The following is a 16067-nucleotide window of genomic DNA, read 5'->3' as shown; positions in this document are numbered from 1 at the left end:
CAGTAGCCAGTAGCTAGTTGCCGGCTGTTGTTTCGGAATCGGTGCCCATGATGTTCGGGTTCCAGTTTTCGGGGATTTTCGGGCCGATGTCGTTTTTAACATAATAGTCCTGGATTTCTCTCATGATTTCGGTAAATGGTACCGAAACAAGTCGTTCGTAAGGAATGGTATAACCTAAGAAAATGGTATTTCTTTTAAAATCCCCTGCTGCCAGAACAATCGGGACTTTTGCTGCCAATGCCATGTGGTAGAATCCTTTTCGCCATTTCGGAACCCAGCTACGGGTACCTTCCGGGGTGATTACCAGGCTGAAATCGTCTTTTGCAAACTGCTCTGCCACAAAATTGATCAGGTCGTTTTTCCGGCTGCGGTCGATCCCGATTCCGCCAAGCCCTTTTACGATTCCACCGTACCATGCTTTGGTATGGGCATCTTTAATGATGATTTTCAACGGTTTTCCCAGCGACCAATAGGCAAGATTCCCAAGGATGTATTCCATATTGTGGGTATGCGGTGCCACAACCAGGATACATCGGTCCAGGCTGGCTGCATCGCCTTGCAGGACGACTTTCCAGCCCATTAATTTTAACAGCAGTTTGCCAATCAGCTTTTTCATAACATTTCGATTAAAAACAAAAAAGTATAACCAAAGTGGTTATACTTTACAAATATATTGAAATATTATCGCTCTTAAAACAGACTGCTGATTAAATCAACAATTTTCATTACAATTTCTAATGCCAGTTGTACCATAATCGTTTAATATTTTTTATGAGTGTTTTTGGTTATTATTTTTACTAGACAAATGTAAATATTTTTCCTGAAATGAAGAATTAAATTTTTACATTTTTTTTATTTTTCTGAGAGAAGAAGGGTGTGAATTTCAAACGTTTGGGTTATCCGTCCACACCTTCTGCCACTCTCTGAAGTTTAGTTATTTGGTTTGTATGGAAATTTCATTTTTATCTTTATTCACCTTGAAGTCGATATTGGCTCCTTTCATCTTTTTGATGCTGTGCTTCATCGAGTCGATCACGTGGTCTGCCTCATCGCTGGCTACTTTTTTTCCGTTTACGATGATGCTGTCTTCGTCATCGGAATTGTATTCTATCGTAGAACCGTTTACCGTGATTTTATTTTCCCCGATTTTGATGTTTCCGTTTTCATCTTTCTCCTGATCGTTATCATTGACGCCGTCTGCATTAAGATCCCCATCGAAGCTGATGCCGTCCTGTTTTACCGGAATCACTACGGTTTTCATAGGAAGTACCAGTTCATAATCTATGCTGTAATCTCTGAATCGGTGGTCGTAAGGATATTTGATATAATTCGGAAAGATGATTTTATTGTTGATGACATCTACCGGAACGCTTACATTCAGTGGAAGATTGTATCCTTTAGCTTCTTTTTTGATGATCAGATACGGTGTTTTTACATCAGCCTTTCTCGTTACATCTACGTGGATCCAGTCTTTATGGTAAACGGAAAGCCTGTCAGAGTAAAGATCATCATCATAGGCGGTAAAGTTCTGAGGAATAGTTACCTGCTTAAAGTCTGCATAGATCGTATCCGATGTAGTATTGATGGAAATTTCTTCCGTATCTTCTTTGTGCCCTTTAAAGATCATTTCTCTCTTTGCCATACTTACTCCGAAATAAGTTCCCAATCCGATCAGGGTAAGAAACAAGGCACCTAATACCCACCCTACATTTCTCAGTTTGGTTTTAGGAGAGAAAATCTTGATGCTCAATAAGCTAAAGATTAGTGCAGGAATCAGCGATCCGATGATAATCATTGCCGTCAAAACACTGTACAATCCGTTGTCATCAAAATAGAACTTAATTTCGCTGGCACCCGGGAAGTCAGAGTCGATCCCGAAAAGCCCGAACACGACAAACACTCCGATAATAGATCCTACAGCCATCAAAGCGAAGAATGCACCGATAATGTATTTTAGAACATTCCATACGCCGTTGCCTGCGTTGTTGATGTAAGGTTTGTTTTCGATATAGATTTCGCCTGCTCTTGTGGTCGTTTCATTCGCAAACTGTACCAGCTTGCTGGATTCTTCCTTTAGGTTATCGAAGTTCAGCGGTTTTCCTTTCATTTTAAGAAAATCGGATGCTGTTTCAGCTTTCGGGAGCACCGCCCAAAGGATGAAATAAAGAAGGATTACCAGAAAAGAAGATCCCGGTGCTACCCAGAGGAATAAAAATGCTCCGACCCAAATCAGTCTCATCGTGGTAATATCCATTCCGAAGTAAGCGGCCAGACCGGCACAAACCCCGGCAATCTTCTGTCTTTCAGGATCACGGAAAAGTTGCTTTTTATCGGAATATTCCGTTCCTGCACTGCTTGTTCTCTTTGTATTTTTCTCAGAATAATACGCTTCTTCCTGCTCTTCGATCTTTTCAGGACTTCCGATCTGGGCAATTACCCTTTCTACATCCGAATCGTTGATTACTTCACGTTTTGCCATGGAATCCCTGAAGATTTCCACCATTCTGATTTCTATATCGTGCATTACCTCGTCCGCTTCTGAAGCATCCAGTGAGCTTCTCAGTGCATTCAGGTAATCGCTCAGTTTTATATAAGCATGTTCTTCTATAGTAAAAGAAAAACCGGCAAGTCCTATTGAGAGTGTTTTGTTCATAGCTTTGTTTTTAATGTTTTTGAGTGATTTGGTTAACTGAATCTGTCAAATCGTTCCAGGTATTCTGAAGTTCTCCTAAGAACAGTTTTCCTTTTTCCGTAATCTGGTAATATTTTCTGGGTGGTCCTCCTGTAGATTCCTCCCATCGGTAGGAAAGAAACTCGCCGTTCTTCAATCGGGTTAAAAGAGGGTAGAGGGTTCCTTCCACAACGTCCAGCTTTCCTTTTTTCAGCTCATCGATCAGGTCGGAAACATACATCTCGCGGTGATTGATCAGGCTTAAAATACAGAATTCCAGAATCCCTTTCCGCATTTGCGCTTTGGTATTTTCGGTATTCATCTTTAATAAGTTTTGTTAATTAGTTATATAATCTTCGAATCAGGAACCCGGCCAGCAGAACCTTCTCCGATTTTACATTACAAAGATATATAATTAAAATGGTATTATGCAATACAAAGTAGTGGAAAAATATTTATCAATTATGTAAGTGGTTGTAAATCAGGTTAATTATTTTTAATTCTGAAATTAAGGTCCCCCAATTTTCTGAAATAGATTAAACTTTAATGATCTTACCCGGCAGGCTGGTCGTTCTTAAAGTAACCAATGCCTTTTTTTCCAGCTCCTGCTGATAGGAATGAAAATGGTATCTGTTGTAGAATTTGCGGACGATCAGTGTCATTTCCATCATGGCAAAATGTTCGCCGATGCAGAGACGCGGTCCGGCCCCGAAAGGGTAATAAGCGAAATTGCGGGCATTTTCATCGTCGAAACGTTCCGGAATAAAATCATCGGGACGGTCCCAGTACTTCGGGTTCCGGTGAAGGCCGGAAATATAAAGGATGATTAAAGTCCCCTTTTCCCAGGAATAATCTTTGAAACGGTCGTCTTCCAGAGCCTGGCGGTCCATGGCCCATGCCGGGGAATGCAGCCGCATGGCTTCCTTAATAATATTGGTGGTAAAGGATTTCTTCATCAGGCTTTCGGCAGTGAAGGCATTTTCACTTTCTTCCGAGATTTCCAACCTTAATTTTTCCTCTGCTTCAGGATTGCGGCTGATTTCAAAAAAGATAAAGCTTAAAGCATTGGCGGTGGTTTCATGCCCGGCAATGAAAAGGATCAGCATTTCATCCACGAGCTGCTTGTCGGACATCGGAAGCTGGGTATCTTCATACCTGGATTGAATCAGCATATCCAGCAGATCATTCTTTTCCTCTCCCGAATTCCGGCGTTTATCCAGTACGCTCTGGATAATGGCTTTTGACCTTTCGCTTTTTCTCATGGTTTTCCCAATAACCCCGGAGGCTTTCAGGATCTGTGTGTAAAACGGAATCCTTACTTCTTTTGCAAAAACTTCCTGAACTTCAGTAATGATTTTCCCTAATTCCTTTATTTCAGTTTCATCGATATCCGAGCTGAACAGGGTTTTGGCGACGATGTTGAAAGCCAGTGTATGAAAAAAGACGTACAGGTCTATTTCCGGTTCCTGATCAAACGGCCCGAATGCTTTATCAATTTCCTCATCCATAATAGAAACCAGATTCGCAATTTTCACTTTGCTGAAGCCGGGCTGGATCAGCCTTCGCTGTTGGAGCCAGTCTTTTCCGTTGTTGGTCAGCAGGCCATTGCCAAGATATTTCCCCAGTGTGACGGATTGTATCTCCGATTTGAAATAGTTTTTATGATTCTGCTTTAAAATATATTCGATAAACTCCTTATCCTGCGTAAAGATGAATTTCTTATCCGTTAAAGTAGCTTTCAGGTAGTAAGTATCGCCTGCGATCGCATGATTTCCGCTGATGACGCCCAAGGGATCTTTTACCCCATTAAACAGTGAATATAATTTTCTTTTTCCTTTAATCTCTGCCGGATAATTGAATTTCGAAGCCATACTGAATATTTACCTTAAAATTAAGACTAATCTCCGATAATAAAACATGAAATTTTAAGGTCTTGAATGGTTTACATAGAAAGTCTTTGGTATTATTTTAAATGTTCTTCCGACTTTGCGATTTCCAACTCAGAACTGAAGGGCAACTGGCATTGAATAAAGAGTATCTTCAAAAAACGTATTTTTGTAAGAATTACCATCACGTAAATAAAACCAGCAATGAAGATCCAGAAAGAAATCGATTTTATCCTGGCGGTTGACGCCCTGAAAAATGTACAGCGAAGAAATTATAATGCCGACGATTCAAGAAGGGAAAATACGGCGGAACACTCCTGGCAGATTATTATTCTGGCCCAGATTCTTTTTCCGTATGCTAAAAACCGGGCAGATATCGATTTGCTGAGGGTGATCCGGATGCTTTCGATTCATGACCTGGTAGAAATAGAAGCCGGAGATACTTTTATATTCGATGAAGCAGCCATGGTCGGCAAATTTGAGCGGGAAAAAATTTCCGCCCAAAAGATTTTCGGGATTCTGGACGAGCCGCTGCGGTCTGAATTTTTTAATCTGTGGCTGGAATTTGAAGAGGAGCAGACGCCGGATGCCATTTTTGCCTGTGCCATTGACCGCATTATGCCTTTTATCCTGAATTCGCATACGTCAGGGAAAAGCTGGACCGAGGCCGGCGTTACCGAGCGACAGATCCGGAATATGCTGGAAAATGCCATCAGCCGGGCTTCCGATGAGCTGGGAGAAGCCTTCCAGCTGCTGCTGATCAAAAACCTGGAAACGGAAAAGGTGGTGAAATAGATGGAATGAGGGAAACTGGAGGCCGGAAGTTTTAAAGTCAACATTACAATGAATATCGTCCAACGCATATTTAATAAAAAATTCCGGCGGGCACAGGCCGCCGGAAAGATTAAAAAATATTGAGAAGTATAGGTTCGGCCGCTATAAGCAGCCGGAACTTTTAGAGGATTTGGATCGGTTTTTTGAATTCATCAATGGCCACAAAAGTAAAATCGCCCACGATTGCTTTTTCTCTTTCATAAGAATACATCTGCTCCGTATAGATTTCCACATTTACCTTCAGGCTGGTTTTCCCGACGTGCACGACCTTTCCGATCAGCTCGACGATAGTTCCGGCGGGAATCGACCTTTTAAAATCGATCTTGTCGCTGCTTACGGTAACCACGCGTTTTCTGGCAAAGCGGGTGGCTGCAATAAAGGCCACCTCGTCCATCAGCTGCATCGCCGTACCTCCGAAAAGCGTATCGTAATGATTGGTTGTATTGGGAAAAACCGCTTTGAAAATTCGGGTTTCGGACTTTTCAATTCTTTCTTCTGTCGTCATATTTCATTATTAATTAAAGCGGAATGAAATAGATCAACACAACAGCAGAGCAGAGATGGGAATCTCCGGTGTCCGTCTGGTCAATAAACTTCAAATCGCGAAAGTTTTTATTGTAAAGAAATGGCAGGTCTCCTGACTTGTAACATCTTTATTTCCTTCCCATCCGTTGTTCCGGACAGTGGATTCTTAATAAAGACTTCAGCTACTTACAGTTGCGCGACAGTTCGTGATTTGCACACGATTCCCTTTTAATCTGCAGTTAAGCAGAACCGCTTTCCTGAAAACTTGAGTATTTAGCCGTTCAGCAGATACAAAAGTTTTCTGCCGACAAAAGTAATGATTATTGATAAATTATTCAGGATTTTTGAAAATGATCTGGCTTTCGGCCTTTCCCTGCTTGATGGTCCAAATGGTGGTATAGCGGTTCTGGCCGGAACCGTTGATCATGTACAGGAAAATATGGTCGTTGTCGATGGCCGTTACGCCCACATTGTTAAAATCCATAGTAGGCTGAAACATGTTTTTGATGGCATCCCTTACGAAAACGGATCCTCTTCCCGGCTGCTGAACCCGTACGGATTTGATTTCGGTCAGGTCTTCAGGAAGTTCTTTTCCGACGCCCCAGGCTTTTACTTTATCCACTTTCAGGATATTTCCTTCTGCATCCTTTTCCTGCTTTTTGATCTTTGCATACGAAGGATAGACGTCAATGATCACTTTTGTCCTCTGATTTCCGGGGATTTTAGGATTGGAATCATCGGTAAAGATCAGGGATTTGCCATTCTTGGATTTGGAAGGGGTAAACTGTGGCAGCTTGTCTACGAAAACCACCCGGTTTTTATTCACCATGCCTTCTTTGGTAATGCTGTCGTACCGGACGAAAGGCTTTTCAGTGTCTTCTCTTTCAGGATATTTGATCCAGATCCACTCGGTTTCTCCCGGTGCCGGCTTTTCATAAATAAAAACATCGCCCGTTTTCATGCGGATCTTATCGACGATTTTCCGGTAATCATCCTTGTGTACCCGTACCATGGCGTATCCTTCCTCAGCTTTCACCACCCCGAAAGGAACTTTATTCTGGCCTTTGGCGAAAACCACAGATAAAATACTGAATACGGATATGTAGAGTGCCTTTTGTACGGAAATCATGATGAAATTTTTTTAACAGTCCAAATATATAAATTAAATGCTTTTCGGCAGATAATAATGCTGTTGTAATTCATTTAAATCTTTGATTTGCCTTAAAAAGCCATTATGAAGAAGATACATTTTATCCGAAATTTCTATTGTCTGTTGCACATTAAAATCCGCAATGATAAACCCTTTCTCTTTGGATTTTTCTTTTATCATTTTCATTACTTTTTCGGTAACAATGGGAGATAAGCCACTGTAAGGCTGTTCCAGCAGGATAAATTCAGCTTCGGAATGGATGATCGTCAGTACTTCCACCAGCTTTCTTTCACCACCGGAAAGATTTCTTACGCTTCTGTCAAGGAAGGGTTGCAACAGGCCATCATTAAGAAGTTTGCGGGTATTTTCAGGATTGCAGAACAGAGGGACCAGGTTTTTAATTTTAATATTTTTCGGAAACATCGGCTGTTGCGGCAGATAAGCTATTTTTTGTCTTCTGTCGGATTGCTTTGTGAGAACTTCATCATTAAATTTAATAAACTGGGAATCGCCTTTCATGGTTCCGAAAATAATCTTCAGAAACATTGACTTTCCGGAGCCTGTCCCTCCTAGTAAAGCCACAATTTGCCCTGTTTCACAAGTCAGATAAATGTCCTGTAAAATTTTTTTCGGTCCGAATGATTTTGTAATGCTGTCGATGTGAAGTTTACTCATGAAAATTTGCAAATCAGATTAATAAGGAAGCCGGCTGAAAAGGTAGTGATCCAGAGGAATTGTCTGGAAAACCCGAAATTGGCAAAAAAGACATATTCATTTTTCAGTCTCAGTTCATAAATTAAAAAATGAAACGCCGGGAAAATCACAAAAAAGCAAAATCCGAAATGATGCAGGCTGAAGCCCGCCTGAAAAGCAAATACTATTGAAAATAATACGGTGGGGATCAGCAGTTTCAGGTAAAAGATCCGGAGAATTTTAAGGTTTCTGATCATGTTTCAAATATAATAAAAATTGAAGATGCTGATTTATTAACTATCTTTAGGGCACTTAATAACTTCAGGAAACAATTTAAACCAATTGAATATGACAAAACAACTCCTTTTTTTCTTTATTTTCCTTTCAGGAATTTCATTTTTTCAAAACAAAAACATCTCGGCGGGAGATCCCGGCTCCTGCTATCTCTGTGATACCATTGATAAATAATAGGGAAGATTTCCGGTCAGAAAATACAGGTGCGTAATCTGGTAAAAGGGGTCTATTTTATTCGTATTAAGGATAAAAAATATCACAAAGCTGAAGTTTATTAAAGAATAAAATTTTGAATTTAAAAAATAAAGAAGCGGATCATCACTGATCCGCTCTTTTGTTTTTAGAGGATTAATCTTTTCTGAGTTTCGCTTTGATGTGATTGGCTTTAATCATATTCCTCAACTCTGAAACTTGCCCTTTGGTAAGAAACTTTTTCGGAACCATATTCATCACCTGCGCACTTTGGTAAATCAGGAACCAGTCCTTATTTTCCTTTATTTTATAAACGGAATTCCAGGTAAAATCTTCATCGAAAGTCTCTCCTTCAATCCTGATTTTTTCATCCGTAAAAGTGTAGGTAATGCTTTCCTGGATATTTTTGTTTGAGCTAAAAGCAAACTTTATACTGAAATAAGACCGGATGACCATAAACAGAAGCAAAATGGCAAACCACATCGAAGTTGACCGTAACAGATCCGTTTCCGGACTACCATCTACCGATTCTTTGATGATAAAAAATACCAGAAGAATTAATAAAAAGACGATCAGCCTTAATAGGGAACTCTTAATGTGAAACAGTAAGAAATCCCTGAATGTAATCTGCGTTTTTACCGTCATGGTTAAAAATTAAATCCTTTCCAGCTCGTCCGCGTTGATGGTCGTCTTAAAGGTTCCGTAATTGACAATCACCTTATTCCTTGAAATTTTTTCAATGGTTCCGACGCTGGTGCTTCCGGTAATCCGTACACGTTGACCTTCTTTCAGCCAGAGGGCGCGGTCGGTTTTACGCTTTTCTTCTAGCTTTTCATTGGTTTCCGCAATTTTATCAATGACTTCCTCTTTTTTCAGTTGCTGCGTAATTTTACGTTTTACCACCTGCAGGCGTTTGCTTTCATCCTTATCGGCACCGATCTTCCTGAATTTTTCCTGTTCGAGGATCTTCACAAAATCTTTAACAACATCTTTCCTGGATTTTCCTTTCACATAGCTGTCGATAAAAGCTTCGATCTTATTTCCGAACTGCAATTTCCGGTGTTCCTCTTCATAAAGCTTCTGGAAATTGTAGAGCTTCTGCTGAAGCTGCTCGTTGAGTTTCTGAAGATTGTCCCGTTTGTCTTCCACAGATTCCTTTCTTTCGGCAAGATCGGTTTTCAGTTTTTCGACTTCGTATTTCTCCTGCTGAAGCTTGACAATCGTTTTATCAAGGTTCACAATATCATGTTCCACTTTTTTCTTTGCGGAGTGGATGATGAATCTCGGGATTTTATTCTTCTCCGCAACCTCAAAAGTAAAAGAGCTTCCTGCCTGTCCGACTTCCAGTTTGTACATCGGTTCCAGCGTTTCCTCATTGAAGAGCATCGCTGCATTCTCGGCATTCGGAAGCTGTTCCACCACCAGCTTGATGTTGGTGTAGTGTGTTGTAATGATTGCAAAGCTTTTTTTATCATAGAAAAACTCCAGGAAGCTTTCGGCTAAGGCACCTCCCAGTTCAGGATCGGAGCCCGTCCCGAATTCGTCGATCAGCAAAAGCGTATTCGCATCGGCTTCACGGATGATCCCACCCATTTTCTTTAGTCGGGAAGAATACGTGGAAAGATGGTTTTCAATGGATTGATTGTCCCCGATATCGGTCATGATCTTATCAAAGAAAAACATCTCGGATTTCGGATGGGTCGGAACCAGGATGCCGCTCTGGATCATCAGCTGAAGCAACCCTACGGTTTTCAGTGTAATGGATTTTCCCCCTGCGTTCGGCCCGGAAATACAGATAATCCGGTTATGATCCGTTAAAGTCAGCGTCTGAGGGAAAATCGTTTTGTTTTCCGCTTTGTTTCTCAGGAACAGGAGCGGGTGGAAAGCTTCTCTTAACCGCAAAGTCTTATGACGGTTGATTTTCGGAAGCACCCCGTTGATCAGGTCGGCAAATTTCGCTTTGGCCCTTGTCAGATCAAGATCGAAAATATATTTCTGGTATCTCCAGAGCTGCGGCTGGAACTCGGCCAGTTCGGCCGTCAGTTTTCTCAGGATCTTGTCTATTTCTTTTTTCTCTTCCTCTTCGCTTTCTTTCAGCTTGAAATAATGCTTCACTACAGAGTCCGGCTGGATGTAGGTAATCGATCCGGTTTTGGATAATCCCAAAACCCTTCCCGGAACCCTTTTCTTGAATCCTGATTTTACCGCTAAAACCCTCTGGTCATCGATAATCGTTTCGCGGATGTCATCTAAAAATTCACTTTGCCCGTAATTGAACAAGGCGCGGTTAAAGTTTTCCTGGATGGCTTTTTTGGCCACCTGGATTTCGGCCCGTAATTCTTTCAGGACAGGCGAAGCTTCACTTTTCACTTCTCCGAAACGGTTAAAGACTTTATCTACTTTATCAATGATTTCCTTTTTAAATTCCAGAACCAGTACATCTTCTACCAGGGTTGGAAACGTCTCCGGCATGCTTGGGAAGAACTTCTGCAGTTTTCCGATCTGCTCCGTCAGCGTCTTGATTTTCATGAAAGCGCTGTTTTCCAGACGGTAATTCTCGATCAGCATCAGCTTCAGCTCATTTTCAATGTCTTCGTATTCATCGAACGGAACCGCATTGGAGCTTTCAAAACTAGAAAGATATTCGGATGTTTTTTTTAATGAAATTTCTGCCTCGTCGATTTCCATCGGGCGGAGCTGAAGAATTTGTTCCCTGGTCTTCGGGGAATATGCAAAAGGAGAGATCTCCGCGAGCAATTGCGGAAATTCTAATTCGTTTAAATCTTCTTTATTTATATACACAGTACAAATTTAGTGAGAAAATGTGAATGTATTTTGAAAATGAGTTAATTTGGATGTTTGGAAATGAGAATTTTTACCGATAATTTTGTTTTAGCAATCCATATCAAAAATAATCTGATACCAATGGGGAAAATTATTATTAACCGTTCCAGTGAATATTCAAATTATCTGAGATCAGTAGAAATTCATCTGGGTGATAAAAAAATAGGCAGCATCAAAAACGGTGAATCAAAAACTTTTGAAGTGGCTCCCGGAAAATATGTTTTAAATGCTAAGATCGATTGGTGCACTTCAAACGAAATTTATTTTGAGATTGGTTCTGATGAAACCCTGCGTTATAATCTGACGGGAAGAAATCCCTTGTTTAACCTGTATTATATAACCTTCGGAAGGAAAAGATATCTGAACCTTAAGCAAATACCGTAGATCGCCCTATGAAATTAAAGACAAAAAGATTATCTTTAAAAGAAATCAACGAAAGCCACGTTGAAGATATTCTGAAAATCAGAAGCAATGAAATCATCAATCGGTTTGTGCAGAGAAATTCTCCGAAAAACAATTATGACGCGTTGCAGTTTATCCTGACCATTAAAGAACGGACTAAAAATAATAAGACCTATTACTGGGGAATTTCTTTAAAAGATCAGCCGGATCTGATTGGAACCATCTGCCTGTGGAATTTTTCGGAAGACCGGAAAGTGGCTGAGGTAGGCTATGAATTATTGCCGGAGTACCATAGAAGTGGCATGATGTCGGAAGCTTTGGCAGCCGTTTTAGATTTTGCTCTCCACAAACTGCATCTCAATGAAATCGTAGCCATGACCCATCAGGATAACGAAAGCTCCAAACAGCTTCTCTTAAAGCATCATTTCGTACGGGAAGAGAAACGGGAGGATAAAGGGTTTCCTGAGAATCTGGTTTTCAGCCTGAAGGCTTCCCTCTGATAATTTGTAAAATCGTTACCTTTGGATCAATAAATTGAAACACAATGAATATTGCATCCGAAAAAAATGAACTGATCAAATGGGTCAATTCTATTGAAAATTCCTTTATTATTGAGGAACTTAACAAGATCCGTAAAAGAGAAAATTTTGATTCGGGAAAGAGTAGGAACGGGGGGTTAAGGAGAAAAAAAATAAAAAACGTATCACAGATTTCCTTAAAACATTACCTTGGAAAAAAAACGGTTCAATATCCATCGGAAATAGCAGAATACCTGAAGGAATCGGCGGCTTTATTGTTTCAGAAAGACTTTTTAGCTTGAATAACCATCCGGAGATTATTTATCTCTTTTGATGATTGTTATTTTTAATTTAAAATGGGATTAGATTACTCGATAGAAATTTTTGTAAAAGAAGCAAAGCTGATTGATGCATTACATTGGCTTAGTGAAAAGTTATATGATTACGACGAACCCAAATTTTTACAGTGGGAAAATGAAAATGTAAAAATCGGCGGACACGATTTTAAAAATGATAAAAATATTTTTAAAGATTCTTACATACACCTTGATAATGGAATTTCTTTTACAGCCTCCCTTATCTTTGACATAGATCCTGTAATTATAAACAGCTTGTCTCGCCATTATCCTTATTGTTTTGATGCCGAAACTTTTAAAGATGACTTTGAAAATTACTATTTAGGAAACGGAAAAATAAGAATAGGTGGTTTCGATACAAAAATTGTAAAGTATAAAGAAGATGAGGTTTATCATATTAATTTTACGGCAGTTACGACTGCTATGAGCAGCATGCTTGTCGAATCGCTTTTTGTAAAAAATTGGATAGAGGAACTTTCAGAAGCTTCAGAAGCCATAGTTTCTTATATAGATATGGAAAGTTGTGGACATAAGCTTCTTTTTTATAAAGGCAAGAAAATTGATATGATTATTAGTGACCCCTACGATATTCCTCAAGATGAAACAGCTGTTTTTTTCAATGAATATTTTAAATTAATAAAAAACCATTAAGAGAAATTATTTCCAAATTAGTTCATTCTCAAATTTTCAAATTAAAATCATGACCTGGACCGAAGTTTTAGCCCCGATAAAAAATACCCCTTACTTTACCAACCTTTGGGAAAAAGTAAAGCAGGAATATGCCGCAACCAAAGTTTTCCCGCCGAAAAGCCAGATTTTCAGGGCGCTGGAAATTACACCGTTTGATGATATTGAAGTCGTTATTCTCGGCCAGGATCCTTACCATAACGATTACCAGGCAAACGGTCTATGCTTCTCTGTTTCTGAACAGGTAACGGCACCGCCGTCGCTGAAAAATATTTTTATCGAATTAAAAGATGATGTGGGCGTAGTGAGGACATCGAAAGAACTGGATGACTGGGGCAAACAGGGCGTTTTATTATTAAATGCCACTTTAACCGTCCGTGCGCACTCGCCAAATTCCCACAAAGACCTGGGCTGGGAAAAGTTTACCGATTATATCATTAAAGAAATTTCAGACAAAAAAGAAAATGTGGTCTTTGTGCTTTGGGGAGCCTTTGCACAAAAAAAGGCCGAACTTATTGATCCGGCCAAACATTTTATCTTAAAATCCGCACACCCTTCGCCTTTTTCCGTTCACAGAGGGTTTTTCGGCAGCAGACCTTTCTCTAAAATCAATGAGTATCTGGTTTCAAAAGGGAAGAAACCTATTTCGTGGTAGAAGGATCGCCTGCTTTGGTGATGGTAATTCCGATTCTGTATTTTCCTTTCAGGGCTTTTGCCCCGTCAACAGCGCCTGGGTAAGGCTGGACATCCGCCAGAGAAATCGTATAGCCGTTAAAGACAGCCGATGCAGTGTAGTTTCTGGCTTTGTTATCGATCGTCGCAATTTCCAGCGTCATCGGCCGGGTAGCGGTTCCCATTACTTCAACCTGTGCTACGGCAACCCCTGCCCAGATGCAGTTGACGTCTTTCGGGCAGCGGCTGTCCTCAGAAATCCCTTTGAAGGTCACATTCATCTGGTATTCTTTCAGGAAACGGTTTTCGCCTTCATTGAAATAAAGGATGGTTTTGTCTGAGTTTGTTACTTGCTGAACCTGGTTTTTATCGGTATCCACTTTGATCTTGTTGGTTTTTTTCTGAGCGTTGCAGTTCATTAAAAACATCGAGCTCACACTAAGAATAATGGTTTTATACGGAATCATAATTTCTTTTTTTTAGATAACATTAAGCATATCCAGAAGTACTACCAAAAACATGGCCACTCCCACGACCAGGCTGAATCCCGTTCCGTAAATAAATCCAATGAAGGCTCCTTTGGTCGATTGCAAGGCTTTTGTCATATCTTTGCTGTCATGCAGAAGTTCCCCGATAAAAACACCGGCAAACATCCCCACTAAAAATCCCAGAGGAATCGGCAGAAACATCCCGACAATAGTTCCGATGATGGAACCAATGCTTCCCCAGCGGGTTCCTCCGTATTTCTGATTGGTTTTTGCAGGAATGACGTAATTTAAAACCACCGAAGCCGCCGTCAGGATCACAAATGCCCAGACATAGATCATCGGGAGGTCAGCATCGGTTCCGAATTTATAGATCAGCAGGCCGCAGATACTTAGTAAGAGTCCAGGCAGCACGGGAAGGAAAGTTCCTAAAATACCAAGAAACAGTAAGGCAAGGCAAAGAATCTCAATTAATACAACGTCCATGATGTTTGATTATACTATGCAAGATATAAAAAAAGCGGCTCTTCTGAAAGCCGCTTTTTGTATAAGTGAAATTTTATTAAAGGTTCAAGATAACATACTGCAGGATCACTTCGGCGTTTCCGATATTTCCGCTGGCGTGGTTGTGGAAAGTCGTGTAATAAATATAGCCACTGTTTGCCGATCCCGAGCAAGGTCCTACGGTAGCGCCCAAAGCTACAAGATATGGAACGATAGCCTGGGGAACGGAGAGGCTGATCTGGATATTCCCGGGAAGGGTAATACAAACCGTTGTAAAAGTAGTGGTCGGAGCGTTTCCGATCGGTGTCGTCGGCAGTCCGGTAGCCGAAAAATGGTTGGTTCTTATCATCAGGGCGTCATTGGAAGAGGTTTCTTTTACCAAAACTTCCCAGTAAGCCGGATCGTAACTGATGATTTTCTGCCATGTTCCCAGGTCATAATTGATGTTCAGATTGTTGAAGCCTAAAGCGGTGGTAAGGCCGGCGTTGGTAACAGTAGCTCCTACATTGCCTGAATTTCCGATGTTCTGGGAGCATAATTTCGAATCGGGAACAAATCCTCCTGCCGGAGCACACGCTGAGGTATTGCTGGTACCGCCTACGAGATAGGAAACGTCCCAGTCTGAAGCGTAAATACTTCCTCCGTTGGCTACAAAGATGGCAAGATTGGCCTCAGCAGCAGCATACAGTGCGGGATTGGAAGAATAGTTGTTTCTTGAGCCGCAGTTCAGAAATATAATATCATACTGGGCAATAGTCGTGAGGCTGGCGAGGTCATTATTGGTGATTTCGGTTGCGGTATAGCCTAAACTCTGGATAATGTCTTCAATTTTATCATAGGTGCCTTTTACGTAAGCTATTTTTGCCACCTGGTTCAGCTTGGTCTGTCCGGCATCCAGGCTCAGGGTCTCGTTGTGTTTTACCGTCGCGGAAATCTCTGTCCGGAAATTGCTCCCGTTACCTGTCTGAATATAGAAGGTATGGTTTCCCACCGGTGCTTCAAGTGTGAAATTACCGTCGGCATCAGTTGCGGTGTAGTAAATCTTATGCTTTTCATCAAACGTAAAAACCGACGCACCTCCGATGGGCTTTACTCCGTTTTGAGACATGACTTTCCCTGTAATTTTTCCGGTCTTTACGGTATTGTCAATGGTGATTTCGGTAGGGCTTTCAGATTCTGGGCGGCAGGCCCCCAATGATAAAAGAACAATGAAAATGAAAAGAAGGTTAAACTTTTTCATAAGCTTTAGTTTTTTTTAGTTAGAATACTAATTTAGTTCTTTTATTGTTAAATATTTTATGATTTGGATTATATTTTAAATAATTCGTAAAATTTTAAGACAGATTATGGTGAA

General features: G+C 40.7%; 18 protein-coding genes and 1 riboswitch. Of the genes, 6 read left to right on the top strand and 12 right to left on the bottom strand.

Annotated elements, in window-relative coordinates; genetic code table 11:
• Nucleotides 1-13 precede the first annotated feature (13 nt).
• The 4 genes from FY557_RS10375 to FY557_RS10360 all read right to left on the bottom strand — a co-directional run bounded on the left by FY557_RS10375 (nt 14) and on the right by FY557_RS10360 (nt 4542).
• Nucleotides 14-616: a 1-acyl-sn-glycerol-3-phosphate acyltransferase gene (locus tag FY557_RS10375; protein WP_149247185.1), complete on the bottom strand. Its 603-nt coding sequence runs from the start codon at nt 614-616 to the stop codon at nt 14-16.
• 318 nt (nt 617-934) lie between these two features.
• Entirely contained in the window at nt 935-2653 is a 1719-nt protein-coding gene (locus FY557_RS10370; protein WP_149247184.1) for a PspC domain-containing protein, read from the bottom strand.
• A 10-nt stretch (nt 2654-2663) separates the two neighbouring features.
• Nucleotides 2664-2993: a PadR family transcriptional regulator gene (locus FY557_RS10365; RefSeq protein WP_149247183.1), complete on the bottom strand. Its 330-nt coding sequence runs from the start codon at nt 2991-2993 to the stop codon at nt 2664-2666.
• Nucleotides 2994-3207: 214 nt separating this feature from the next.
• A complete protein-coding gene (locus FY557_RS10360) occupies nt 3208-4542 on the bottom strand; it encodes a cytochrome P450 (protein WP_149247182.1) in 1335 nt (444 codons plus the stop codon).
• Nucleotides 4543-4761: 219 nt separating this feature from the next.
• On the opposite strand from FY557_RS10360, the gene FY557_RS10355 reads away from it, so the two are divergent.
• Entirely contained in the window at nt 4762-5352 is a 591-nt protein-coding gene (locus FY557_RS10355) for an HD domain-containing protein (RefSeq protein ID WP_149247181.1), read from the top strand.
• 160 nt (nt 5353-5512) lie between these two features.
• On the opposite strand, the gene FY557_RS10350 is transcribed toward FY557_RS10355, so the two are convergent.
• From FY557_RS10350 to FY557_RS10330, 5 genes are all read right to left on the bottom strand, one after another.
• The gene (locus FY557_RS10350; protein WP_149247180.1) at nt 5513-5896 is read right to left on the bottom strand and encodes an acyl-CoA thioesterase; all 384 of its coding nucleotides are present in this window, start codon (nt 5894-5896) and stop codon (nt 5513-5515) included.
• A 104-nt stretch (nt 5897-6000) separates the two neighbouring features.
• A riboswitch (cobalamin riboswitch) is annotated at nt 6001-6185 on the bottom strand.
• A gap of 62 nt (nt 6186-6247) precedes the next feature.
• The gene (locus FY557_RS10345; RefSeq protein ID WP_228451768.1) at nt 6248-7045 is read right to left on the bottom strand and encodes a hypothetical protein; all 798 of its coding nucleotides are present in this window, start codon (nt 7043-7045) and stop codon (nt 6248-6250) included.
• A 33-nt stretch (nt 7046-7078) separates the two neighbouring features.
• A complete protein-coding gene (locus FY557_RS10340) occupies nt 7079-7741 on the bottom strand; it encodes an ATP-binding cassette domain-containing protein (protein ID WP_149247178.1) in 663 nt (220 codons plus the stop codon).
• A 660-nt stretch (nt 7742-8401) separates the two neighbouring features.
• The gene (locus FY557_RS10335) at nt 8402-8890 is read right to left on the bottom strand and encodes a YcxB family protein (RefSeq protein WP_149247177.1); all 489 of its coding nucleotides are present in this window, start codon (nt 8888-8890) and stop codon (nt 8402-8404) included.
• Nucleotides 8891-8899: 9 nt separating this feature from the next.
• A complete protein-coding gene (locus FY557_RS10330) occupies nt 8900-11047 on the bottom strand; it encodes an endonuclease MutS2 (protein ID WP_149247176.1) in 2148 nt (715 codons plus the stop codon).
• A 123-nt stretch (nt 11048-11170) separates the two neighbouring features.
• Here FY557_RS10330 and FY557_RS10325 point away from each other — a divergent pair, with 123 nt between their 5' ends.
• Genes FY557_RS10325 through FY557_RS10305 form a run of 5 tightly spaced genes read left to right on the top strand, consistent with a single transcriptional unit; the run spans nt 11171 to nt 13707 of the window.
• Nucleotides 11171-11473, top strand: a complete 303-nt coding sequence (locus tag FY557_RS10325) for a hypothetical protein (RefSeq protein ID WP_149247175.1) — start codon at nt 11171-11173, stop codon at nt 11471-11473.
• 8 nt (nt 11474-11481) lie between these two features.
• The gene (locus FY557_RS10320) at nt 11482-11991 is read left to right on the top strand and encodes a GNAT family N-acetyltransferase (protein ID WP_149247174.1); all 510 of its coding nucleotides are present in this window, start codon (nt 11482-11484) and stop codon (nt 11989-11991) included.
• A 44-nt stretch (nt 11992-12035) separates the two neighbouring features.
• Nucleotides 12036-12311, top strand: a complete 276-nt coding sequence (locus tag FY557_RS10315) for a hypothetical protein (protein WP_149247173.1) — start codon at nt 12036-12038, stop codon at nt 12309-12311.
• A gap of 54 nt (nt 12312-12365) precedes the next feature.
• Nucleotides 12366-13016 (top strand): hypothetical protein, encoded by a 651-nt coding sequence (locus tag FY557_RS10310; protein ID WP_149247172.1) that lies wholly within the window; start codon nt 12366-12368, stop codon nt 13014-13016.
• Nucleotides 13017-13065: 49 nt separating this feature from the next.
• Nucleotides 13066-13707: a uracil-DNA glycosylase gene (locus tag FY557_RS10305; protein WP_149247171.1), complete on the top strand. Its 642-nt coding sequence runs from the start codon at nt 13066-13068 to the stop codon at nt 13705-13707.
• Here the strand turns inward: FY557_RS10305 and FY557_RS10300 are convergent.
• From FY557_RS10300 to FY557_RS10290, 3 genes are all read right to left on the bottom strand, one after another.
• The gene (locus FY557_RS10300; RefSeq protein WP_228451767.1) at nt 13694-14191 is read right to left on the bottom strand and encodes a hypothetical protein; all 498 of its coding nucleotides are present in this window, start codon (nt 14189-14191) and stop codon (nt 13694-13696) included. The genes FY557_RS10305 and FY557_RS10300 overlap by 14 nt on opposite strands.
• Nucleotides 14192-14203: 12 nt before the next feature.
• Nucleotides 14204-14695 (bottom strand): DUF456 domain-containing protein, encoded by a 492-nt coding sequence (locus FY557_RS10295; RefSeq protein ID WP_149247170.1) that lies wholly within the window; start codon nt 14693-14695, stop codon nt 14204-14206.
• Between the two features lie 76 nt (nt 14696-14771).
• A complete protein-coding gene (locus FY557_RS10290; RefSeq protein ID WP_149247169.1) occupies nt 14772-15953 on the bottom strand; it encodes a carboxypeptidase regulatory-like domain-containing protein in 1182 nt (393 codons plus the stop codon).
• Between the last annotated feature and the right edge of the window lie 114 nt (nt 15954-16067).

Source organism: Chryseobacterium sp. SN22 (assembly GCF_008329705.1).
Classification (GTDB): domain Bacteria; phylum Bacteroidota; class Bacteroidia; order Flavobacteriales; family Weeksellaceae; genus Chryseobacterium.
This window is presented reverse-complemented; position numbering and strand designations above follow the sequence as displayed.